Genomic DNA, 23,752 nt, shown 5'->3' on the forward strand with positions numbered 1-23,752 from the left:
TTGAACTAAAATCTTTATACTTTTTTATTATGATTTTAGTTGGGAGTGTTTTTAATTTGGATACAAAAATTATTGATGAAAGGGAATTTGTAGAGAAATTTAAAGATAAAAATCTACAAGAATTTCATAAGTTTGTAAGTGACTATGACAACCATATTGCTCCCACAATGAGAGCTAGAGGTTACAAATTTGTAAACTATGCAGAGAGAACCGTTATTTTTACGTTTGGTCAGGTAACATTTTCAAGAAGGCGCTGGTATAAGAATGGGAAATGTAGGATTCCAGTAGATGAGAAGTTAGGTCTGGAGAAACGTATTGCTTATTCTAAAGAATTGCTATATCAGATCACTAAACTAGCTACAATGTTACCGTATCGGAAAGTAGTGGAAGTCATTGAACTGATGTACCAGGTTTGTATCACTAAAGACACGGTGTTAAAAGCGATTAAACTAGCAAGTCAATTGTTAAATGAAAAAGAAAATTATCGTTTCTATAGCGATGAAGTATCTGTCAAAAAAATTGAGGCTCCTGTTATTTATCTTGAAGGGGACGGTGTCTGGATAAAGGTCAGTGGACGTGAAAAAGAACAACAGAATAAAGAATTATCTCATTTTGTCATCCATACTGGAACGGAGGAGTACGGAAAGAGGAAAATTTTAAAAAATAAGGTGGAAATTGTGTCATCCAATAATCGAATAGCAAGGAAAAAAGTAGTAGATTATATTTATAATCACTTTAAAATTACATCAGATACTCTACTTGTGACAAATTCAGATATGGGTCATGGATATACTCCACATTTATTTAAAGAGATATCAAATGATCTAGGAATTAAGCATCATCAACATTTTTGGGATAGATACCATCTAAACAAAGAAATAAAAAAGTTGGTCAAGCCGTATTCAGAAGAGCTACTAGATCAATTTATGAAAGCTATAGATAGCCATTGCAAGCAGAAATTGAAAACAGCTATTGATACTCTAGAATCATTAGTCCTGCTTAATCGGAACGAAAAAAAGATTGATACCTTTACGGTTTTTAAGAATAGAATTCTTGGAAATTTTAAATATACGCAGCCACCTGAACAGAGGAATCTAGATACAGCAAGTTTAGGAATCATGGAAAGTCAGCATCGCAAAATAAGTTATCGGATGAAAAATAGAGGGATGTATTGGTCATTAAACCATGCCGATGCGATGTCCCATCTTATTTTGCTGTCTTACAATCAAGAACTCCGAGAGTTATTTTTTGGTAATTGGAGAAATGAATATGAAAAATACCACTCAGAAGGAATGAGCAGTGCAAAAGTACGAAAAAAGATTAATCAAGCTCCAAGGAGTTTAGGAACGATTGTAAATGCTTCTTGGAAGGGGCGAAAGCAGAGAGATAAACAACGTTTTGTAGGGAAAAAAATAAATAGATAGTATGCTTCAAAACGGTTTAAACTCTTGACTTACAGGAAGAAATAGTGTATAATATTCTTATAACTAAAAAGAGGCACGCAGCAACGTACCTCTCATAAAGATAAACAATTGGTGCTTGTTTATCAGTAAGATTAATACTATCAGAAATTTTAGTAGATGTCAAGGCTGAGCAAGTAAAATTGTTTAGCCTTGTTTTGATATTTCCGTTTTTGATGTATTTTTTTACTACCTCAAAAGAATAGACACAAACTTCTGCTATAAATTTCTTTACTTTTAGGTGGAAATTTGGTAAACTGTATCTTGTGTGTAATGGACGCACAAAAATACAGTTTATCCGCTGAGGAAGGTTCCTCAAGATTGACAAAGATAGGAGAATAAAATGAATCCATTAATCCAAAGCTTGACTGAAGGTCAACTTCGTACAGATATCCCATCATTCCGTCCTGGTGACACTGTTCGTGTACACGCGAAAGTTGTCGAAGGAAACCGTGAACGTATCCAGATTTTTGAAGGTGTTGTTATTGCACGTAAAGGTGCTGGCATCTCAGAAAACTACACAGTTCGTAAAATCTCTAACGGTGTAGGTGTTGAGCGTATCTTCCCAATCCACACTCCACGTGTTGAAAAGATCGAAGTTGTTCGTTACGGTAAAGTACGTCGTGCGAAATTGTACTACTTGCGTGCACTTCAAGGTAAGGCAGCTCGTATCAAAGAAATCCGTCGTTAATTCGACTAAAAAACTCTGCTCATCAGCAGAGTTTTTCTCTAGCTCCCTTAGTTCAATGGATATAACAACTCCCTCCTAAGGAGTAGTTGCAGGTTCGATTCCTGCAGGGGGCATTTTGGGAAGTGTAAAGAAAAACAAAGAATATTCAAAGTGTTAGTTTAAAGGCAATCATCACAAGTTAGCTTTTTAAAATAGGTTAGTATTTTTGGAATCTTTGACCAAAGTGTGACCAAAATTTGACCAAAAAATCAATGAATATAGAATAAAGTGGATCAGGAAACTGGTCTATTTTGTTTTGTAATTATTAATGAACAGTATTTTTAAGTTTATAATATTCAGTTTAAGTTAAATAGTTGTGATTATAGTATATAAGTTTTTCTTTGTTAATGTTATAATATAAAGTATATAGAGCTATTTTTCGAGGTGCGGATTTGGCAAATAATAGAAAAATTGAGACATTAGGTGTTTCACATCTGTCGACATTTATAGATAAGCATGAGTTACTTCAATCTTATTTTGATAGAAATGATAAAACTCCAGTGTGGGATGGAGAAATTCATGTTCTTAAATCACCGAGTGAGAAGAAAGACGAAATATTAGGTAAAGTACCTGTTCAGATTAAAACCACTAGACAGAAAAAAGATGTGTTAAAATCCTTCTCATTAGATACTAGAGATTTAGAACTATATAAATCAAATGGTGGAGTAGTTTTATTTGTAGTTTGGTTGAATGAGGATAATGGTTTAAGAGATATTTACTATAAGTCATTACCTCCTCTTTCTATAAAGAATTTGCTCAAAAAGAGTAAACTAAAAAATAAATCTACAAATAAGAAGAAACTTTCCATAGAGATTTTTAAACTGGATGAGAAAAAAATGTATCCAATGTTAGTGGATTTCATAAACAATAGTCAGAAGCAGTATAGTTTCATAAATGTCGAAAGTATTTCAGTTGAGGACATTCCTGATGATAAAACTCTAAAGTTCTACTTCTATGGTCAGGAAAAAGAAGAAATTTTTAACTATCAGGAAGAACATGATCTCTTTATTTATTATTTAGATCTCCTATAACTGGCATAGAAATACCTCTTGAAAACACAATAAAGATTGTAGAAACTGAAGAAGAAACGGATTTAATTATAAAAATAGGCGATTATGTTTTTCAAGACGTAAAAAGACATCGTTTTCCTGATGGGAGTGTACAGCTTCATTTTGGTGAAAGCTTTACAATGTCTTTTGATATAAAGAAGAAACAATTCAAATTTAACTATACTAGGCCGGATTTGCTGTCAAAAGCTATAAAGTGTACTCAGGTATTTCAAGAGCTAGGAAAAATCGGATATTTTACCCTTAATGGTAATAAAATAGAGTTAGATGAACGGTCAATAAAGGATATTTCTTCACTTGATTTAGAGGCTGATATAAAGGGATTGTTAAAAATTTCTAACTTTATGAAAAAAATGGGTATACAAAAAGATGTTGATTTATCTTGCTTTGATAAACAATCTCAAAGAAATCTAAATATTCTTTATTCAGGTCTTGTCTTAAAAAAGAAAGTTGCTTTAAATTATAATGAATCTAAATTACTTCACCTAAATATTGCTAACATCCACATTATAACTTTATATAGTTTTTTGTCAGATAAAAATGGAACTATGATAGACATTTTTACTGAAACTCCTTGGTGCCGAGAAGGAGAAACTGAAGATGAAGATTATTTAGACATTTCAATTTTTGAAGTATTTGAACCAAACGATTGGCTAAAAATTGATAATTGTAAAATTGATTCAGTTATTGCCTCATATCAAAGATTAGTAGATAATAAGCTGAAATATGAAGGCGCTGACCGTACTATTTTAAAAATAGTTATCGCTGCAGACATGGCAGAAGATATGACTAAAAGAGAGTTGTTACTTAATTGGGCTCAATGTCTTTCTAATTGGAACTTAAAATACTCCCAAAATAGTGAGATAGTTATAATAAATGACCTTCAAATAAAATCTAGAGTTCGTAAATTAAACAGCAAAGAAATGGAGATTCTGAGCAACATTTTAGTAAATAGTAATGATAACTATGAACTTTGTTTCGGTTCATCAGTGTTATTAAAATCAAAACCACAAGCTGATTTGTTTTGGAATAAACTGGATAATGAGACAAAAGAAAGATATAAAGACTTTCCTATTTATACTTTGTATATGAAATTATCGTAAAATTAAAAGAGATTATAAAGAGATAAAATATGGAAATAAAGAGGGTGATTTATTACAATTCAGTACCACAATTAAGGAAGCAATACCTATTTTTGTACTCTCAAGATTTAAGTAACTGTACAACTGCAATTCAATTTATTAATTTATTCTCATTGTGATATGTTCATACTAAAAACCGCTCTGCTGAGCGGGTTTTATCTATTCTTACTTTTTTACAATACCCACGTACGAATAGCATGGGCAACGCCAGATTCATCATTTGTTTTGGTGATGTATTTGGCGATTTTTTTGAGTTCTGGATTTCCATTTTCCATAACAACGGGGTTTCCAACGACTTCGAGCATGGCACGGTCATTTTCTTCGTCCCCGATAGCCATAGTTTTATCTTTGGTCAATCCTAGTTTTTCAGCTAAGTGAGTGATGGCTGAACCCTTGTCCACATTCTTTTTAAGGAGTTCGAGGTAGAAAGGAGCAGATTTGTTAATAGAGTATCGTTCGTAAAATTCTGCTGGGATTTTTTCAATTGCAGCATCGAGAATCTCAGGTTCATCGATAAACATACACTTGACGATTTCCTTGCCAGCCATTTCTTCAGGTGTGCGGTAGAAGATGGGCATGCTGACGAGGGTTGATTCGTGCACCGTGTATTTTCCGATATTGCGATTGGCAGTATAGATACCGTCCTTGGTAATAGCGTGCATGTGGACACCGAGCTTGCGACTGAGAAATTCCATATCCAGATAATCCTCATAGGTCAAGGATTCGCTGATAATCTCATGGGCAGTAGCAGTCTCTTGGACAAGGGCACCGTTGAAGGTCACGACATAGTCACCCTCGTCTCTCAACTGCAAGTCGTCCAGAAGTTTGGCAACACCTGCGATAGGACGACCTGTTGCAATCACGACTTTGACACCGGCTTGTTTGGCATCTTGGATGGCAGAAAAGACTTCAGGAGTGATTTCTTTTTTACTGTTAACCAGGGTACCATCGATATCGACGGCGATTAGTTTAATACTCATAAATTTCCTCTATTCGTTCTTATTTGGGGTAAAATGATCGTTCTCAATCAAGTGTAAAAATTGCTGGGTAATGCTTGCGAAGATACTGTTTTGGTCCAACATTTCTTTTGGAAAATAGAAACGATTGTCACCGTGGCGACTGCCAGCAAGGGATTGGACGATAGGGGACAGGCTAGAGAGTTCTGCCAGTTCTCCATTTTTTTGTAGAATCTCAATCTGTGTCCGTGGATTTTCAGATTCGGGACGATAGATATCATAAGGGAGGTCAAAGTTCTTATGAATAGCTGTGTAGTAGTCTGGATCAAAACCGATTTCTTCAACCAGTTGTCTCATGGTTGCGAGTTGGTCTTGGTCTTTTTCTGAAAAAGTAATGGATTTAAAGACCTTACGGTTGACAAAGCGTTGCGACAGGTCTGCGAGAATCTTGTCAGGACTGGTCATCCAGAGTTGGAAGTAGGTATTCATCACGCCGTCATCAAGTGCCAGATAGTCAGATAGAGTAACTTTCTTTTCAAAAAAAGGTAGCAAATGTGGAGAAGTGCGTGCAAAGAAGTCCTTGTCTTCAGGATAGAGTTCCTTGGCGCGTTTGAGGAGATTTTGTAGGAGAACCTCCATGGCGCGTGTTGCTGGGTGGAAATAAACCTGCATATACATCTGGTAGCGACTGAGAACATAGTCTTCGATGGCGTGCATGCCATTGCGCTGAAAGGCGATGCCATTTTCGACAGGACGAATGACTCGAAGGATGCGAGTTAGGTCAAATTCCCCATAGGAAGCTCCTGTAAAATAGGAGTCGCGCAAAAGATAGTCCATGCGGTCTGCATCAATCTGACTAGAAATGAGCTGTACGACCTGCTTGTTAGGGTAGGTATGGTCAATGACACTGGCTACCTTTTTGGGGAAATCAGGCGCTACTTGTAGCAGAACTTGGTGAATCTCTGTCTCAGGACTTTGGATGATTTCCTGAGTAATGGCCTCATGATCTGTATCAAAGAGATGTTCAAAAGTATGAGAGTAGGCACCATGCCCGAGGTCATGAAGGAGCGCAGCGGTCATGGTCAAGAGAGACTCAGCAGGATCCCATTCTTCAGGATATTTTTCTTCAAAAATCTCTGTGATGCGTCGTGCAATCTCATAGACCCCCAAACAGTGGGAAAAGCGACTGTGCTCCCCACCATGGAAAGTATAGCTGGAAGTCCCTAGCTGTTTGATACGGCGCAGACGTTGAAATTCTTTTGTATTGATCAAGTCATAGATGACCTGATTATTGACATGGATGTAGTTGTGAACTGGGTCACGGAATACTTTTTCGTTCATATGACCATTATAGCAAAATCCTGCTCTTTTTGGTAAAATAGTAGGACAAGATACAAGAAAGAGGACCTGATGTGAAGATTCGGATGCGAAATACGATTCAGTTTGATGAGCAGTTGGAAGTGATTGACCAGCTTTATGACGTTGAAGTGCATGAAAAAGGGGATTTTAGCTATTTACTCTTTTATAATGAGGAAAAAGAAAAAGTAGTCATTAAATTCCATGGTCAAGAACTGGTGATGACCCGTTTCTCGAGTCCCAAAACCATTATGCGTTTTCTAAAGGATAGTGATAGTTTAGCCTATATTCCGACTCCAATGGGGATGCAGGAGTTTATCATTCAAACGAATCACTACAAATTGGATGGGCAAAAGATTGAGCTAGCCTATCAACTGCAAAATCAAGAGGGACAACCCTTTGCCAGCTATCAATTAGAAATTACTTGGGGATAAGAAAAAGGTTGGCGAATGCCAACCTTATTTGATATAGAGTTCTTGATTTTTTAGAACAATTTCACGTACACTTGTAAACTTCTTGAGTTTTTTAAGTTCTTCAGGATGGGTTACGAGAGTGATGACATAGCCCTCTTTACCCATGCGACCTGTACGGCCAGCGCGGTGGGTGTAAGTTTCCATATCTCTAGGGACGTCGAAGTTTACGACACATTCTAGGCTATCGATATCAATTCCACGTGCCAAAAGGTCAGTCGCAAGAAGCAGGGTTAGTTGCTTATCTTTAAACTTTTCTAAGATGACTTTTCGAAATTTAACATTGACATCACTAGCGAGGGAAACGGCCAAGATATCGCGATACTGTAGTTTTTCCTCTGCACTTCCAAGGTCTGACAAGCTGTTAAAGAAGACCAGACCACGGAAATCCTCTACATGTGCTAGTTTTCGTAGCATGTCCACTCGGTGACGTTGGTCTACCTGCATGTAGAAATGCTGGATGTTATCCAATTTTTGGTCAGAGAGATCAATGGTGCGCGTGTTTGGTGCAATCTTTTTTTGGTCAAACTTGGTCGTCGCACTCATGTAGATGAGTTGGTGGTCACGAGGTGCGTAGTGAGTGATTTTCTCAACAAAGTGAATCTGAGAATCATCTAGCAATTGGTCAAATTCATCCAGGATGATGGTTTCCACATTCATCATCTTGATTTTTTTCAATTTAATCAACTCAAAGATACGGCCAGGAGTTCCAATCAGAATTTCTGGTCCTTTTTTGAGGCGTTCAATCTGGCGTTTTTGACTGGAACCTGATAGGAAGAGCTGAGCAGTCAAGCCGATAGCTTCTGCCCACGTTTTACACACGTCAAAAATCTGCCCAGCCAGTTCTGTATTTGGTGCTAGGATCAAGAGTTGTTGGGCTTTTTTCTTTTGTAGTCTGAGAAGACTTGGCAAGAGGTAAGCGAGGGTCTTACCTGTTCCTGTTGGGCTCACTCCCAGGAGGTTTTCTCCAGCGAGGATGGGTTCAAATAGTTGAGTTTGAATGGGCGTGAATTCTTGGAAACCGAGCTGGTCGCTTAGTTCCTGCCATTCAGTCGGTAGTTTGGTTTTCATTTTTCTGCCTCAAATCTAATGCCAGCAGTCTGGCGCATGGTATATAGTAGCTCATGAACAGAGCTTGCATCATCCAGCCAGTTCTTGTAGAGCGTCTGGTCTGGTTGCTGGATCATCTGTGCAAATGCAGCAACTTCCTCAGTCATCGTATGGGGAGCTTGTTGGATAGGGAGCTGGATTTGATTTCCTTGGTGGTCGCTAAAAATAGCTGAGCGGACATGTTCAATCGTGTTGAGGGTCAAGGTTCCATCTGCTGTGTAAATTTCACAAGGAAGATTGGAAGTGATGTTTTTCCCAGCCTTGATATGAACTTGAAAGTCAGGGTAGAAGAGGATACCGTCTCCATTTAGGTCAATGCTATTGTCAAGCTGTTGAGCCTGATAAGTCGCGTCTTGAGCCTTTCCAAAGAGGCGAACGGCAGCATAGAGAGGATAAATCCCCAAGTCCATAAGTGCTCCACCAGCAAAACGATCTGAAAAAACATTTGGCGTCTGCCCAGCCAATAAGTCAGGCATCTTGGAAGAATACTTGGCATAGTTGAAATCTGCTCCCAACACTTGCTTGTCTGCTAAAAATTTTTTGATAGTAGTAAAAGCTTCCTCGTGGTAATTACGAGCAGCTTCAAAGATAAAACAGTGATTTTTCTCAGCTGTCTGTGTCAAATTCAGCCATTCTTGTGGCTGAGTGACAGCTGGTTTTTCAAGAATGACGTGCTTACCAGCAGACAAGGCAGCCTTGGCTTGAACAAAATGCAAGGAGTTTGGACTGGCGATATAGACCACATCAAAGGAAGACTTAAAGAAGTCTTCTAATTGATCAAAGAGTTGGATATCCTGATACTGAGAAGCAAAGGTTGCAGCAGTTTTTAGTTTTCTAGAATAGACAGCGACCAGCTGATATTCTCCACTGGCATGGGCTGCTTCTATGAAATGATGGCTGATAGCGCCTGTTCCGATAACACCTAATTTAAGCATAGATACTCCTTTTCCGACTTCAAATCCTCCCTTCATTATAACATAGAAAAGAAGGACTATCCAACAGATGGTAAAAATTTTCAAATGGGCTACGAATTTCTTGGAGAAAGTGGTACAATATTTAGATAAGTAGATGAAATGAGAAGGGGGAGAAAATGAGATTATTACCAATAAGGAAAATATCACGTCAGTCTAAGCGACTAGCGCTTTTTTTGACTTTTTGTGCAGGATATGTCGATGCTTATACTTTTATCGTGCGAGGGAATACCCTTGTCGCTGGACAGACTGGGAATGTCGTTTTTCTTTCTGTAGGACTCATTCAGCAGAATGTCTCGGATGCCAGTGCTAAAGTAATGACCTTGTTGTCCTTTATGATGGGTGTCTTTTTTCTGACATTATATAAGGAAAAACTTCGAATTGTTAAAAAGCCGATTTTGTCCTTGATTCCTCTTGCAGTCCTGTCCCTAATTATAGGCTTTGTGCCGCAAACGGTTGACAATATCTATCTCGTACCGCCATTGGCCTTTTGTATGGGACTGGTGACAACTGCTTTTGGAGAAGTGTCAGGTATTGCCTATAATAATGCTTTTATGACAGGGAATATTAAACGTACCATGTTGGCTTTTGGAGATTATTTCCGGACCAAGCATACGCCTTTCCTACGAGAGGGCTTGATTTTTGTTAGCTTGCTCAGCAGTTTTGTCTTCGGAGTTGTTTTTTCAGCTTATTTGACGATTTATTATCAGGAGAAGACAATTTTAGGTATTCCTCTGATGATGAGCATCTTTTACATCAGTATGCTTTTTGCTTCTTGGAGGAAAAAAGGGAAAGAAAAACTTAAATTTGATTGATTTTACTTGTAAGAAAAAAGAAGATATGCTATACTTGAAGAGTTGACTATGCACAATCCTGTGCAACCGCACGAACATCGTTTGCTTGTCGTATACAAAAGTTAAATTTTGTTATACTTGGAGCTCTTCTTTTAAGTGGTTCGTCCCACGATGCTAGGCGAGTCTTCACAAAAATATGGGGAAACCCTAAAAATCATAGGAGGTGCATAATGAGCACATACGCAATTATCAAAACTGGCGGAAAACAAGTTAAAGTTGAAGTTGGTCAAGCAGTTTACGTTGAAAAATTGAACGTTGAAGCTGGTCAAGAAGTTACTTTTAACGAAGTTGTTCTTGTTGGTGGTGAAAACACTGTTGTCGGAACTCCACTTGTTGCTGGAGCTACTGTAGTTGGAACTGTTGAAAAACAAGGAAAACAAAAGAAAGTTGTTACTTACAAGTACAAACCTAAAAAAGGTAGCCACCGCAAACAAGGTCACCGTCAACCATATACAAAAGTTGTCATCAACGCGATCAACGCTTAATTTTTAAGGAGAACACATGATACAAGCAGTCTTTGAGAGAGCCGAAGATGGCGAGCTGAGGAGTGCGGAAATTACTGGACACGCCGAAAGTGGCGAATACGGCTTAGATGTCGTGTGTGCATCGGTTTCTACGCTTGCCATTAACTTTGTCAATTCCATTGAGAAATTTGCAGGCTATGAACCAATCTTAGAATTAAACGAAGATGAAGGTGGCTATCTAAAGGTTGAAATACCAGCGGATCTTCCTTCGCACCAGAGAGAAATGACGCAGTTATTCTTTGAATCATTTTTCTTAGGTATGGCAAACTTATCGGAGAACTCTTCTGAGTTCGTCCAAACCAGAGTTATCACAGAAAACTAACACGGAGGAAAACATTATGTTAAAAATGACTCTTAACAACTTGCAACTTTTCGCCCACAAAAAAGGTGGAGGTTCTACATCAAACGGACGTGATTCACAAGCGAAACGTCTTGGAGCTAAAGCAGCTGACGGACAAACTGTAACAGGTGGATCAATCCTTTACCGTCAACGTGGTACACACATCTACCCAGGTGTAAACGTTGGACGTGGTGGAGACGATACTTTGTTCGCTAAAGTTGAAGGCGTAGTACGCTTTGAACGTAAAGGACGCGATAAAAAACAAGTTTCTGTTTACCCAATCGCAAAATAAAAAGGTTCAGTGAACCTTTTTATCCCAAGCCTTGAAATGAAAAGGCGAGGAAGCTAGAAGTAGCATTAAATAAGGCTTTCCGAGTTTTTCGGAGAGCCTATTTTTTTGTTTTGATACCCATAATTCTTTGTTACTAGTGTAGATGAATTTTATGAGTGACATTATTTTTCCTAGGTGGAAAACTTCTAAAATATGGTATAATGAACAGATAGAGAAGTTGGGGGGAAAAGATGAACATTCAACAATTACGTTATGTTGTGGCCATTGCCAATAGTGGTACTTTCCGTGAAGCTGCAGAAAAGATGTATGTTAGTCAGCCAAGTCTGTCTATTTCTGTGCGCGATTTGGAAAAAGAGCTGGGTTTTAAGATTTTCCGTCGGACGAGTTCAGGAACGTTTTTGACTCGTCGTGGAATGGAATTTTATGAGAAAGCGCAAGAATTGGTCAAAGGCTTTGATGTTTTTCAAAATCAGTATGCCAATCCTGAAGAAGAAAAGGATGAATTTTCCATTGCCAGTCAGCACTATGACTTCTTGCCACCAACCATTACGGCCTTTTCAGAACGTTATCCTGATTATAAGAACTTTCGTATTTTTGAGTCTACTACAGTTCAAATCTTAGACGAAGTAGCCCAAGGGCATAGTGAGATTGGGATTATCTACCTCAACAATCAAAATAAAAAGGGCATCATACAACGGGTTGAAAAGCTTGGTTTAGAAGTTATTGAACTAATTCCTTTCCAGACTCACATTTATCTTCGTGAAGGGCATCCTTTAGCACAGAAAGAAGAACTAGTCATGGAGGATTTAGCTGATTTACCAACCGTTCGGTTTACTCAGGAAAAGGATGAGTACCTTTACTATTCAGAGAACTTTGTCGACACCAGCGCGAGCTCGCAGATGTTTAATGTGACGGACCGTGCTACTTTGAATGGTATTTTGGAGCGGACGGATGCCTATGCGACTGGATCTGGGTTTTTGGATAGTGACAGTGTTAATGGGATCACAGTTATTCGTCTCAAGGATAATCTAGATAACCGCATGGTCTATGTCAAACGGGAAGAAGTGGAGCTTAGTCAAGCTGGGACTCTTTTCGTAGAAGTCATGCAAGAATATTTTGATCAAAAGAGGAAATCATGAAAAAAAGAGGAATAGTAGCAGTCATTATACTGCTTTTGATTGGGTTGGATCAGTTGGTCAAAAATTATGTTGTCCAACAGATTCCACTGGGAGAAGTGCGTTCGTGGATACCCAATCTTGTTAGCTTGACCTATCTGCAAAATAGAGGAGCAGCCTTCTCCATGCTGCAAGATCAGCAGTGGTTATTTGCTATCATTACCTTGGTTGTCATGGCAGGTGCCATATGGTATCTACATAAACACATGGAGGACTCTCTCTGGCTGGTCTTTGGACTGACTTTGATTATCGCGGGAGGTCTTGGCAACTTTATCGACAGAATGAGTCAAGGTTTTGTGGTGGATATGTTTCACCTAGACTTTATCAACTTTGCGATTTTCAATGTGGCTGACAGCTATTTGACAGTTGGTGTCATTGTTTTATTGATTGCAATGCTTAAAGAGGAAGTAAATGGAAATAAAAATTGAAACTGGTGGGCAACGTCTAGACAAGGCCTTGTCAGAACTGACAGAATTGTCACGCAGCCTCGCTAATGAACAAATCAAGGCTGGACAAGTTTTGGTTAATGGGCAAGCCAAGAAAGCAAAATACACTGTCCAAGAGGGGGATATCGTCACCTACCATGTGCCAGAACCAGAGGTTTTAGAGTATGTGGCTGAAGATATTCCGCTAGACATCATCTACCAAGATGAGGATGTGGCTGTCGTCAACAAACCTCAAGGTATGGTGGTCCATCCGAGTGCCGGTCATACTAGCGGAACCTTGGTCAATGCCCTCATGTACCATATCAAGGACCTGTCAGGTATCAATGGGGTTCTCCGCCCAGGAATCGTTCACCGCATTGACAAGGACACGTCAGGTCTGCTCATGATTGCTAAAAATGATGAGGCCCACTTGGCACTTGCCCAAGAGCTCAAGGATAAAAAGTCTCTACGCAAATACTGGGCGATTGTTCACGGCAATCTGCCAAATGACCGTGGTGTGATTGAAGCTCCGATTGGTCGGAGCGAAAAAGATCGTAAGAAACAGGCTGTAACTGCTAAAGGGAAGCCAGCAGTGACCCGTTTTCAGGTCTTGGAACGCTTTGGCGATTATAGTTTGTTAGAGTTGCAACTGGAGACAGGGCGTACCCATCAAATCCGTGTCCACATGGCTTATATTGGCCATCCGGTCGCTGGGGATGAGGTCTATGGTCCACGCAAAACCTTGAAAGGACATGGACAATTTCTCCATGCTAAAACTCTAGGATTTACCCATCCGAGAACAGGCGAAACCTTGGAATTCACAGCAGATATTCCAGAGATTTTTAAAGAAACGCTGGAAAGATTGCGTAAAACTGAGAATAGATAAAAGAGTTGAGATGCCTTGTCTCAACCTTTTTTATTTCAAGTCTTTTCTATTTTAAAGCATTCATGTTATAATGGATAAATATGAAGAATCGGAGTGAGAATATGAACTACAAACGAATCGTCTTTAAGGTGGGGACTTCGTCCTTGACAAATGAAGACGGGAGTTTATCAAGAAGTAAAGTAAAGGTAATTACCCAGCAATTGGCTATGCTGCATGAGGCTGGGCATGAGTTGATTTTGGTTTCATCTGGAGCAGTAGCGGCTGGATTTGGAGCTTTGGGTTTTAAAAAACGGCCGACCAAGATTGCAGATAAACAAGCTTCGGCTGCAGTAGGCCAAGGATTGCTGCTAGAAGAGTACACAACCAACCTCCTCATGCGTCAAATCGTTTCCGCGCAAATTTTGCTGACACAGGATGATTTTGTAGATAAACGTCGTTATAAGAACGCCCATCAGGCCTTGTCTGTATTGCTTCATCGTGGTGCAATTCCCATCATCAATGAAAATGACAGTGTCGTCATTGACGAACTCAAGGTGGGTGATAATGACACTCTGAGTGCTCAGGTAGCGGCTATGGTTCAAGCAGACCTTTTGGTTCTCTTGACGGATGTGGACGGTCTCTATACTGGAAATCCCAACTCAGATCCAACAGCTAAACGTCTTGAGAAAATCGAGACTATCAATCGTGAGATTATTGATATGGCTGGTGGAGCAGGTTCGTCTAATGGGACAGGTGGTATGCTGACAAAAATCAAGGCTGCAACTATTGCGACGGAATCAGGTGTGCCAGTCTATATCTGCTCTTCCATGAAATCTGATGCCTTGATTGAGGCAGCGGAGGAGACCAAGGATGGTTCCTTCTTTGTTGCGCAAGAGAAGGGCCTTCGTACCCAGAAACAATGGCTGGCTTTCTATGCTCAAAGTCAAGGAACGATTTGGGTAGATGGTGGAGCAGCAGAAGCACTTTCAAAAAACGGAAAAAGTCTCCTTTTATCAGGCGTGGTAGAAGTGGAAGGGAACTTCTCTTACCACGATATTGTCACAGTAGCAGATAAAGAAACAGGTCAATCTCTTGGAAAGGGACGTGTCCAATTTGGCGTCTCAGCCCTAGAAGATATGCTCCGTTCTCAAAAAGCTAAGGGAGTCTTGATTCACCGTGATGACTGGATTTCCATTACTCCTGAAATCCAGCTACTCTTTACAGAATTTTAGAGGTGAACGATGGTAAGGACACAAGAACAATTTGAACAAGTAAAGGCTGTTAAAAAGTCAATCAACACTGCTAGTGAAACTGTGAAAAACCAAGCCTTGCTAGCCATGGCAGATCATTTATTGGCAGCTACTGAGGAGATTTTAGCGGCTAATGCTCGCGATATGGCAGTTGCCAAGGGGAAAATTTCAGATGTCATGCTGGATCGTCTTTATTTGGATGCGGGACGTATAGAAGCGATGGCAACTGGGATTCGTGAAGTTGTTGCTTTACTAGATCCTATCGGTGAAGTCCTAGAAACAAGCCAGCTTGAAAATGGCTTGATTATTACCAAGAAACGTGTGGCCATGGGGGTTATTGGTATTATCTACGAAAGCCGTCCAAATGTGACTTCTGACGCGGCTGCCTTGGCTCTCAAGAGTGGGAATGCGGTCGTTCTTCGTAGTGGTAAGGATGCCTATCAAACTGCCCATGCTATTGTCACAGCCTTGAAAAAGGGCTTGGAGACAACTACTATTCATCCTGATGTGATTCAACTGGTGGAAGATACCAGCCGTGAAAGTAGCTATGCTATGATGAAGGCCAAGGGCTATCTAGACCTTCTCATTCCTCGTGGAGGAGCTGGCTTGATCAATGCTGTGGTTGAAAATGCTATCGTACCTGTTATCGAGACAGGAACTGGAATTGTCCATGTCTATGTGGATAAGGATGCAGACGAAGACAAGGCTTTGTCTATCATCAACAATGCTAAAACTAGTCGCCCTTCTGTCTGCAATGCTATGGAGGTTTTGCTGGTTCATGAAGACAAGGCAGCAAGTTTCCTTCCTCGCTTGGAGAAAGTGCTGGTTGCAGATCGAAAAGAAGCTGGACTGGAACCAATTCAATTCCGTCTGGATAGCAAAGCAAGTCAGTTTGTTTCAGGTCGATCAGCTGAGGCCCAAGACTTTGACACCGAGTTTTTAGATTATATCCTAGCGGTTAAGGTTGTGAGCAGTTTAGAAGAAGCAGTTGCGCATATTGAAACCCACAGTACCCATCATTCGGATGCCATTGTGACAGAAAATGCTGAAGCTGCGGCTTACTTTACAAATCAAGTAGACTCTGCAGCGGTTTATGTCAATGCTTCAACACGTTTCACTGATGGAGGTCAATTTGGTCTTGGATGTGAGATGGGGATTTCGACTCAGAAACTGCACGCGCGTGGTCCAATGGGCTTGAAGGAATTAACTAGCTACAAGTATGTGGTTACTGGTGACGGACAGATAAGGGAGTAAGAGATGAAGATTGGATTTATCGGTTTGGGAAATATGGGAGCTAGCTTGGCTAAGGCTGTCTGGCAGGCCAAGACGGGTGAACAGATTCTCCTTGCCAATCGCAGTCAAGCAAAAGTAGATGCTTTCATCGCAAACTTCGGCGGTCAGGCTTCCAGCAATGAAGAAATTTTTGCAGAAGCAGATGTGATTTTTCTAGGAGTTAAACCTGCTCAGTTTTCAGACTTACTTTCTCAATATCAGACTATCCTTGAAAAACGAGAGAGTCTTCTTTTGATTTCCATGGCGGCTGGATTGACCTTGGAAAAACTGGCAAGTCTTCTGCCAAGTCAACACCGGATTGTTCGCATTATGCCCAATACTCCAGTGGCTATCGGACAAGGAGTGATTAGTTATGCCATGTCAGCAAACTGTCTTGCTGAGGACGGTGAACTCTTTTGTCAATTATTGGCCAAGGCTGGTCTCTTGATTGAGCTGGGAGATGGCTTAATCGACGCTGCGACAGGTCTTGCAGGCTGTGGACCAGCTTTTGTCTACCTCTTTATCGAGGCTTTGGCAGACGCGGGTGTACAGATAGGATTGCCACGAGAAACGGCTTTGAAAATGGCAGCCCAAACAGTAGTCGGCGCTGGACAAATGGTCCTCGAAAGTCAACAACATCCTGGAGTATTGAAAGACCAAGTTTGTAGCCCAGGAGGTTCGACTATCGCTGGTGTGGCAAGTCTGGAAGAACATGCCTTTAGAGGAACAGTCATGGATGCAGTTCATCAAGCCTATAGACGAACACAAGAATTAGGTAAATAAGAGGTTGGATGACTCCCAGCCTCTTTTATGGTTGATTGAATGGAGAAGACGCAAAAAGATTGTCACAAAAACCTATTTTTTTGATAGAATAGAAGGTAGAAAAAAAGAAATGAGTTAGACATGTCAAAAGGATTTTTAGTCTCTCTTGAGGGACCAGAGGGAGCAGGAAAGACCAGTGTTTTAGAGGCTTTACTCCCAATTTTAGAGGAAAAAGGAGTAGAGGTGCTGACAACTCGTGAGCCAGGCGGAGTCTTGATTGGGGAGAAGATTCGTCAAGTGATTTTGGATCCAAGTCATACTCAGATGGATCCTAAAACAGAGCTCCTTCTCTATATCGCTAGTCGCAGACAGCACTTGGTGGAAAAAGTTCTGCCTGCTCTTGAAGCTGGTAAGTTGGTCATTATGGACCGCTTCATCGATAGTTCCGTTGCTTATCAGGGATTTGGTCGTGGCTTGGATATTGATGCCATTGATTGGCTCAATCACTTTGCGACAGATGGCCTCAAACCTGACTTGACACTCTATTTTGACATTGAAGTGGAAGAAGGACTGGCTCGCATAGCAGCTAACAGTGATCGCGAGGTCAATCGTTTGGACTTGGAAGGTTTGGACTTGCACAAAAAAGTCCGTCAAGGCTACCTCTCTCTTCTGGAAAAAGAAAGAAATCGTATTGCCAAGATTGATGCCAGTCTTCCTTTGGAACAAGTTGTGGAAGCTACCCAGACAGTCTTGTTTGATAGAATGGGATTAGCCAAATGAAACAAGATCAACTCAAGGCTTGGCAACCAGACCAGTTTGACCGCTTTGTCCGTATCCTAGAACAAGGGCAGCTCAATCACGCCTACCTTTTTTCAGGTTTCTTTGGAAGTTTGGAAATGGCGCAATTTTTAGCTAAGAGCCTCTTTTGTAGGGATAAGGTAGGCCTTTTACCATGTGAGAAATGCCGAAATTGTAAGCTGATTGAACAGGAAGAATTTCCCGATGTCACCTTGATTAAGCCTGTCAATCAGATCATCAAGACAGAACGTATTCGAGAATTGGTGGGACAGTTTTCTCAAGCAGGGATTGAAAGCCAGCAACAGGTCTTTATTATCGAGCAGGCGGAAAAGATGCATCCCAACGCAGCTAACTCTCTGCTCAAAGTCATCGAAGAACCTCAGAGTGAAGTGTACATTTTCTTCTTAACTAGTGATGAGGAAAAAATCTTGCCGACAATCCGTAGTCGGACCCAGATTTTCCACTTTAAAAAGCAAGAAGAAAAGCTCATCCATCAATTAGAACAAGCAGGTCTGGTCAAGAAAAAAGCGACTCTCTTAGCCCAGTTTTGTCAATCACGAGCTGAAGCTGAAAAGTTGGTAAATCAGGCAAGTTTTTGGACCTTGGTTGATGAGAGCGAACGTTTGCTGACCTGGTTATTAGCCAAGAAAAAAGAAAGTTATTTGCAGGTTGCTAAATTAGCCAACTTGGCAGATGACAAGGAAAAACAAGATCAGGTCTTGCGAATCCTCGAAGTCCTCTGTGGGCAGGATCTCTTGCAAGCAAGGATTCGACAGATTTTACAAGATTTGCTAGAAGCTAGAAAAATGTGGCAGGCTAATGTCAGCTTTCAAAATGCCATGGAATATCTGGTCTTGAAAGAAATGTAAACTCAATTAAGAATAAAGAAAGGAAAGGGCTGGTTTATGGACAAGAAAGAATTATTTGATGCGCTGGACGATTTTTCCCAACAGTTATTGGTGACCTTGGCCGATGTGGAAGCCATCAAGAAAAATCTCAAGAGCCTGGTAGAAGAAAATACAGCTCTTCGTTTGGAAAATAGTAAGTTGCGCGAACGCTTAGGCGAGGTAGAAGCAGATACACCTGTTAAGGCCAAGCATGTTCGTGAAAGCGTCCGTCGGATCTATAAAGACGGGTTTCACGTATGTAATGATTTTTATGGACAACGCCGAGAGCAGGACGAGGAATGTATGTTCTGTGATGAGTTGTTATACAGGGAGTAAGCATGCAGATTCAAAAAAGTTTTAAGGGGCAAACTCCCTATGGCAAGCTTTACCTAGTAGCAACGCCGATTGGCAATCTAGATGATATGACCTTTCGTGCCATCCAGACTTTGAAAGAGGTGGACTGGATTGCGGCTGAGGACACGCGCAATACAGGACTTTTGCTCAAGCATTTTGATATTTCCACTAAGCAGATCAGTTTTCATGAGCATAATGCCAAGGAAAAAATTCCTGATTTGATTAGTTTTCTGAAAGCAGGACAAAGTATTGCTCAGGTCTCCGATGCGGGTCTGCCTAGCATCTCGGACCCTGGTCATGATTTAGTCAAGGCAGCGATTGAGGAAGAGATTGCAGTTGTCACAGTTCCGGGTGCCTCTGCAGGGATTTCTGCCTTGATTGCCAGTGGTTTAGCGCCACAGCCACATATCTTTTACGGTTTCTTACCGAGAAAATCAGGCCAGCAAAAGCAATTTTTTCAAGCCAAAAAAGAGTATCCAGAAACTCAGATTTTCTACGAATCTCCTCATCGTGTAGCGGATACGCTGGAAAATATGCTAGCAGTTTACGGCGACCGCTCGGTAGTCTTGGTCAGGGAATTGACTAAAATCTATGAAGAATACCAACGAGGAAAGATTTCAGAGCTACTAGAAAGTATCGCTGAAACGCCACTCAAGGGGGAATGCCTTCTCATCGTTGAAGGTGCTAGTCAGGATGTGGAGGAAAAGGACGAGGAGGATTTGTTTTCAGAAATCCAATCTCGTATCCAGCAAGGAATGAAGAAAAATCAAGCCATTAAGGAAGTTGCAAAACTCTACCAGTGGAATAAAAGTCAGCTCTACGCTGCCTACCACGATTGGGAAGAAAATCAATCTTAACGATAGGGAAATGAGTCCAGTTTTAATCAATTCTGAGACCTCAGTTTAAGAAAAAATCAGTATTTATAAAGAACAGTGTAATCCTTTTACACTGCTTTTCTATTGCAGAAATAAATTTGCTATATTGAAATTAAAAATCTTGAAAAGAAGCTTCAAATTTGATAGAATTGAGGCTGGTATATACTGGAGTAAAACATATATAAAAGTGCATCTCTTTTATACTAATTAACCATCGAATTTTATCAAAAAACTCTTGAAAAGCCATTGACTGACTAGGCTTGATGCTTGTGTTTCCGTGAAATTCTTACTTAAGTATCACGCTTTGTTAATGATCATGAGGTTAACAAAGAGTGGAATTTTTAAAAAAGGAAAGGAATAGAATGTTTCGAAGTAAAAAATTTAACAAAGATTTCGAGATCGTAGATGAGAAAAAGCGCTATAAGCTTTACAAATCGGGGAAAAACTGGGTAAAAGCCTCGAATTCCCAACTGGATCTCTTCCGTATCGGTGGGATGGGAGAAGTTGTCTCGACTAGCCTATCTGACACTGAAGAACTTGACCACGCTCACTTGAATGCCAACACGCTTGCAGGTATAGGGGCCATCTTAGCCGCCGGGGCCGCAGGTTTTGTTGTAACTCAAGAGCAAACTGTATATGCAGATGAGACATCTGAGTACAAGGAAACTGGTAAGGCAGTCATCGCAACTGAGCCCCAAGCTGATGCGACAACTGAAGCCAGCAATAACTCTATCATTGCCCAAGCACAAGCAGAAGTGAAGGAACAAGCAGAGCAAGACTCTGTATCTGTTTCTGAGTCAGTCAGTCAATCTGTAAGTGCTTCTCTTTCGACAAGCGTTTCTGTATCAGCTAGTCTATCAGCAAGTGCGTCAGCTAGCAGTTCAGTTACTACCAGCCAGTCAGCTGTAAGTCCTGCTTCTGAGTCAGCCTCTGTTAGTGAAACTCCATCGCAATCAGCGAGTGTGCAAGCATCTGCCTCAACTCCTGTCTCTGAGTCAGCATCTGCTAGCGCTCAACCTGCTCCTTCAGTAAGTGTCCAAACTTCAGCATCTCTAGCTGAAAGCACTAGCTCTGTTAGCGAGTCAGAAGTTCAAACCTCTGTCTCAACTTCGACCTCAGCATCCCTTGATGTCAAGACTGCTCCTGCTGAGAGCCTTGCGACCAGCAAGCTAGGTGACGCCTTGTCAAGCACAACCCAACTCAGCAGCCAAGTGGCAACAACTAGCAATAACCTAGCCGCTGGTGTGATCGCTGATAAGAATCAAGCCCAAGGCAAGGATGCGCTCAAACAAGCTGAGAAGAGTCAAACGGTAGATAAGACCGTGACCACTTCACCAAAAGAGTCTGTCAGTGCTTCTGCTAGTGCCAGTCAATCAACAAGTGGATCGAATGTTTCTGTAGTGTCAAGTTTGTCTGTTGAACAGAGTGGATCGACGACAGCAATTGACCAGCAACCTTCTACTTCAAAAGAAGCAAAGAACCTTGAAATTGACTCAGCTGAATTAAAAATAACTGAAATTACTGGTAAGAATAGTGTTAGTGGAGTTCAATCAACTTCTGTCACAACTAGCTTAATTGAAGCTGCTGCGGTTGCAATAGCATCTTCAGAAGTCACTGCTAAACAACAAGAAGAAAACCGTAGGAAGTTGACCAATCTTTCGGCTGAAATAGGTGACTATCTAGCAAAAGCGGTTGATTTACCAAATACGGATTCAGCTCTTGCTAAGGCCAATGCTGCAGTAACAGAAATTGAAAAAGCCCTGACTGATCCAACTAGTGATTTAACAACAGTATTGCAAAAAGCTACTTCAGCGCGTAATTCGATTGTCAATGCTGTGTTGGCGGCTAATTCTGGTGTACACGATGTACGAAATGGGACAGTGATTACTAGAGGGACACACCTACGTGCAGCTTCTAATCCACCTACAATCTCTATGCCATCTAATATCACAATTTATAATGATGAATCAGTTAATTTCCAGATAAGGCTGAATGATGATAAAGGGATGGATAAAATCACGGCTTCCCCATCCAATGCTATTATTACAGGTTTACATGCACCGAACTATCCAACTAGCAAGAAAGGGGGATTTGGAGATCTATCCACCTATGATCAATGGGGGAATAAATCAGGTGCGCAAACCACATACACTATTAACATAATAGGGACGGTGGGTCGTGAAAACGGAACTTGGAAACCCTATAAGCCTGGTACCTATGTTCTGGAATATACAGTAAGAGATATTCATGGTCTGACTGCGACAGCACGTACGAATTTCAATATCAAAGGCTTCAACGAACGCCACAACCCAGTTAGTGGGGATACTGTTATTGTTAAGAATCCCTCTTCTTTGACTCTAAGTGAACGCGATCAAGTACTTGAAAAATTTAAAGAAAAAAACCAGTCGCTTTTATCTGGTAGTGATTTTACGAAAGATGGCGTAACCGGAACGATTGCGGTAGCTGAAAATGGGAATATTACCATTACCTACCGTGATAATACTACAACTGTTATCCCAGCTAATGTGGATGCTGTTCCAGTTCCAAGTGCGACGGTGACTCGTAACGGTCAAACTCTAACACCTGTAAACGGCAACTATGTTGTGTACGCAGGAGACGATATTCAAATTAATTTCACTGCTACAGATAATAGCGGGCAATTATCAGAATTTAAGATCGTTTCAAATGCAGATGCAAATGGCTCAGCCCTTGGAAGTAATTTCTTTGAAGATAATAAATATGGGACGGGAACTGTAGAGCATTTAACGGGGAATATCACAGCGACTACTGCTAGTCCAGCCCGTATTACTGTAAGAGCTCATTTGAATGATAATCTAGAGTATGATAAAAATGGTAGAAATAGTTGGCAACGCAATGCAGTAGCAACGGATAAGGCTGGTAATAGTAATAGTGCAGGAAATGATTCACCGGGCAATGTCCGTATTGTGCAAGGTAGGCTGACAGATATTATGGAAGGGGTAGCACCGACTGAAACCTTCCAGGTAGAGAATGTTTCTCAATTAAAACCTCAAGAAAAAACTCGTATATTGGCGGCTGTTGAGAAACTAAACAATAAGCAGGAAAAACGTATTGATTCCTTTACTATTAGTAACAATGGAACAGTTACCATTATCTATAAAGATAAGACTACGGATACGTTCACTGTAAAACTTTCTGATAGTGAGTATAAGAGTAGCAGTGCTTCAACTAGTCTAAGTCAAAGACAGTCAACCAGTGCCTCAGCGAGTGCATCGGTAAGCGCCAGCACTTCAGCGAGCGCATCTGCCTCAACGAGAGCATCCGTTTCTGCAAGAATGTCAGCAAGTGCGTCTGCCTCAACCAGTGCCTCAGTAAGTGCTAGTACATCAGCGAGTGCGTCGGCTTCAACGAGCGCCAGCCGTTCAGTTTCTGCTAGCCAGAGCTTGTCTACTTCCTTGCGCAATAGCCAATCGGCATCGATGAGCGCCAGCCGCTCGGTTTCAGCGAGAAATAGTGCTTCGGCCTCAGTAAGCGGTAGTCAGTCTGTAAGTACAAGTCAATCAATTTCGTTGAGTAAGAGTGCATCAACTTCCTTGAGTGGCAGTCAATCCGTTTCATTGAGCAAGAGTGTTTCAGTTTCGCTGAGCACAAGTCGTTCGCTTTCAGCGAGCAAGAGTGTTTCCAGCTCGGTGAGTGCGAGCACTTCAGTTTTAGTAAGTAGTAGCCAATCTGTCTCAGCTAGCACATCCGCTTCAGTAAGCTTGAGTCAATCTGTTTTAGTAAGCGCAAGCACCTCAGCATCAGTATCAGCAAGCCAATCAGCAAGCACATCAGTATC

General features: G+C 40.9%; 22 protein-coding genes, 1 tRNA gene, 2 pseudogenes and 1 other annotated feature. Of the genes and pseudogenes, 20 read left to right on the forward strand and 5 right to left on the reverse strand.

All coding sequences use genetic code 11. The features are described from left to right. Positions 1–56 precede the first annotated feature (56 nt). From BLS46_RS01035 to BLS46_RS01050, 4 genes and pseudogenes are all read left to right on the forward strand, one after another. Entirely contained in the window at positions 57–1,424 is a 1,368-nt protein-coding gene (locus BLS46_RS01035; protein WP_093584872.1) for an ISLre2 family transposase, read from the forward strand. 379 nt (positions 1,425–1,803) lie between these two features. Beyond that, positions 1,804–2,151 carry a 50S ribosomal protein L19 gene (gene rplS, locus BLS46_RS01040; RefSeq protein WP_001068669.1) on the forward strand — a complete coding sequence of 116 codons (348 nt, stop codon included), beginning with the start codon at positions 1,804–1,806 and terminating at the stop codon, positions 2,149–2,151. Between the two features lie 41 nt (positions 2,152–2,192). After that, positions 2,193–2,264 (forward strand) — tRNA-Arg (locus BLS46_RS01045). A 318-nt stretch (positions 2,265–2,582) separates the two neighbouring features. Further along, a pseudogene (locus tag BLS46_RS01050) lies at positions 2,583–4,360 on the forward strand (DUF4365 domain-containing protein). Between the two features lie 212 nt (positions 4,361–4,572). Here BLS46_RS01050 and yidA read toward each other — a convergent pair. Continuing rightward, positions 4,573–5,379, reverse strand: a complete 807-nt coding sequence (gene yidA, locus BLS46_RS01055) for a sugar-phosphatase (protein ID WP_093584875.1) — start codon at positions 5,377–5,379, stop codon at positions 4,573–4,575. 9 nt (positions 5,380–5,388) lie between these two features. Beyond that, the gene (locus tag BLS46_RS01060; RefSeq protein ID WP_093584878.1) at positions 5,389–6,696 is read right to left on the reverse strand and encodes an HD domain-containing protein; all 1,308 of its coding nucleotides are present in this window, start codon (positions 6,694–6,696) and stop codon (positions 5,389–5,391) included. A 71-nt stretch (positions 6,697–6,767) separates the two neighbouring features. On the opposite strand from BLS46_RS01060, the gene BLS46_RS01065 reads away from it, so the two are divergent. Further along, positions 6,768–7,145, forward strand: a complete 378-nt coding sequence (locus BLS46_RS01065; protein ID WP_093584881.1) for a YwiB family protein — start codon at positions 6,768–6,770, stop codon at positions 7,143–7,145. A gap of 24 nt (positions 7,146–7,169) precedes the next feature. Here BLS46_RS01065 and BLS46_RS01070 read toward each other — a convergent pair whose 3' ends face one another. Continuing rightward, entirely contained in the window at positions 7,170–8,252 is a 1,083-nt protein-coding gene (locus BLS46_RS01070) for a DEAD/DEAH box helicase (RefSeq protein WP_093584883.1), read from the reverse strand. Further along, positions 8,249–9,226 (reverse strand): Gfo/Idh/MocA family protein, encoded by a 978-nt coding sequence (locus BLS46_RS01075; protein WP_093584886.1) that lies wholly within the window; start codon positions 9,224–9,226, stop codon positions 8,249–8,251. The genes BLS46_RS01070 and BLS46_RS01075 overlap by 4 nt, the downstream gene beginning before the upstream one ends. A gap of 155 nt (positions 9,227–9,381) precedes the next feature. On the opposite strand from BLS46_RS01075, the gene BLS46_RS01080 reads away from it, so the two are divergent. From BLS46_RS01080 to rpmA, 4 genes are all read left to right on the forward strand, one after another. After that, positions 9,382–10,077 carry a YoaK family protein gene (locus BLS46_RS01080; RefSeq protein ID WP_093584889.1) on the forward strand — a complete coding sequence of 232 codons (696 nt, stop codon included), beginning with the start codon at positions 9,382–9,384 and terminating at the stop codon, positions 10,075–10,077. Between the two features lie 54 nt (positions 10,078–10,131). Then, positions 10,132–10,252: a sequence feature (ribosomal protein L21 leader region), on the forward strand. Positions 10,253–10,286: 34 nt separating this feature from the next. Further along, entirely contained in the window at positions 10,287–10,601 is a 315-nt protein-coding gene (gene rplU, locus BLS46_RS01085; protein WP_000109141.1) for a 50S ribosomal protein L21, read from the forward strand. Positions 10,602–10,617: 16 nt separating this feature from the next. Continuing rightward, positions 10,618–10,962 (forward strand): ribosomal-processing cysteine protease Prp, encoded by a 345-nt coding sequence (locus BLS46_RS01090; protein WP_000613705.1) that lies wholly within the window; start codon positions 10,618–10,620, stop codon positions 10,960–10,962. A 16-nt stretch (positions 10,963–10,978) separates the two neighbouring features. Then, positions 10,979–11,272 (forward strand): 50S ribosomal protein L27, encoded by a 294-nt coding sequence (rpmA, locus tag BLS46_RS01095; RefSeq protein WP_000916509.1) that lies wholly within the window; start codon positions 10,979–10,981, stop codon positions 11,270–11,272. A gap of 166 nt (positions 11,273–11,438) precedes the next feature. On the opposite strand, the pseudogene BLS46_RS09965 reads toward rpmA, so the two are convergent. Further along, a pseudogene (locus BLS46_RS09965) lies at positions 11,439–11,510 on the reverse strand (AraC family transcriptional regulator); the annotation flags it as partial. Between BLS46_RS09965 and BLS46_RS01100 the strand changes: the two are divergent. The 11 genes from BLS46_RS01100 to BLS46_RS09860 form a co-directional block, all read left to right on the forward strand. Continuing rightward, the gene (locus BLS46_RS01100) at positions 11,503–12,411 is read left to right on the forward strand and encodes a LysR family transcriptional regulator (RefSeq protein ID WP_049550016.1); all 909 of its coding nucleotides are present in this window, start codon (positions 11,503–11,505) and stop codon (positions 12,409–12,411) included. The pseudogene BLS46_RS09965 and the gene BLS46_RS01100 overlap by 8 nt on opposite strands. After that, a complete protein-coding gene (gene lspA, locus BLS46_RS01105; protein WP_093584892.1) occupies positions 12,408–12,875 on the forward strand; it encodes a signal peptidase II in 468 nt (155 codons plus the stop codon). The genes BLS46_RS01100 and lspA overlap by 4 nt, the downstream gene beginning before the upstream one ends. Continuing rightward, positions 12,859–13,758, forward strand: coding sequence for an RluA family pseudouridine synthase (locus BLS46_RS01110; RefSeq protein ID WP_093584895.1), 900 nt, complete (start codon positions 12,859–12,861; stop codon positions 13,756–13,758). The genes lspA and BLS46_RS01110 overlap by 17 nt, the downstream gene beginning before the upstream one ends. Before the next feature lie 101 nt (positions 13,759–13,859). Next, entirely contained in the window at positions 13,860–14,969 is a 1,110-nt protein-coding gene (gene proB / locus BLS46_RS01115) for a glutamate 5-kinase (RefSeq protein ID WP_218969773.1), read from the forward strand. Positions 14,970–14,978: 9 nt separating this feature from the next. After that, positions 14,979–16,241 (forward strand): glutamate-5-semialdehyde dehydrogenase, encoded by a 1,263-nt coding sequence (locus BLS46_RS01120; protein WP_093584901.1) that lies wholly within the window; start codon positions 14,979–14,981, stop codon positions 16,239–16,241. Positions 16,242–16,244: 3 nt separating this feature from the next. Continuing rightward, on the forward strand, positions 16,245–17,042 hold the full coding sequence (proC, locus tag BLS46_RS01125) for a pyrroline-5-carboxylate reductase (protein WP_093584904.1): 798 nt from the start codon (positions 16,245–16,247) through the stop codon (positions 17,040–17,042). 120 nt (positions 17,043–17,162) lie between these two features. Next, entirely contained in the window at positions 17,163–17,801 is a 639-nt protein-coding gene (gene tmk / locus BLS46_RS01130; protein ID WP_093584907.1) for a dTMP kinase, read from the forward strand. Next, on the forward strand, positions 17,798–18,688 hold the full coding sequence (locus BLS46_RS01135; RefSeq protein ID WP_093584910.1) for a DNA polymerase III subunit delta': 891 nt from the start codon (positions 17,798–17,800) through the stop codon (positions 18,686–18,688). Before tmk ends, BLS46_RS01135 begins: the two co-directional genes overlap by 4 nt. 36 nt (positions 18,689–18,724) lie before the next feature. Further along, positions 18,725–19,042, forward strand: coding sequence for a DNA replication initiation control protein YabA (gene yabA / locus BLS46_RS01140; protein ID WP_000358229.1), 318 nt, complete (start codon positions 18,725–18,727; stop codon positions 19,040–19,042). Positions 19,043–19,044: 2 nt separating this feature from the next. Further along, the gene (rsmI, locus tag BLS46_RS01145) at positions 19,045–19,917 is read left to right on the forward strand and encodes a 16S rRNA (cytidine(1402)-2'-O)-methyltransferase (protein WP_093584913.1); all 873 of its coding nucleotides are present in this window, start codon (positions 19,045–19,047) and stop codon (positions 19,915–19,917) included. 380 nt (positions 19,918–20,297) lie between these two features. Then, positions 20,298–23,752, forward strand: a 3,455-nt coding sequence (locus BLS46_RS09860; protein WP_180364027.1) for a MiiA motif-containing surface protein, incomplete at its 3' end; no start/stop codon positions are given.

The sequence above is a fragment of the Streptococcus sp. NLAE-zl-C503 genome, assembly GCF_900104285.1.
In the GTDB taxonomy this organism is placed as follows: Bacteria; Bacillota; Bacilli; order Lactobacillales; family Streptococcaceae; genus Streptococcus.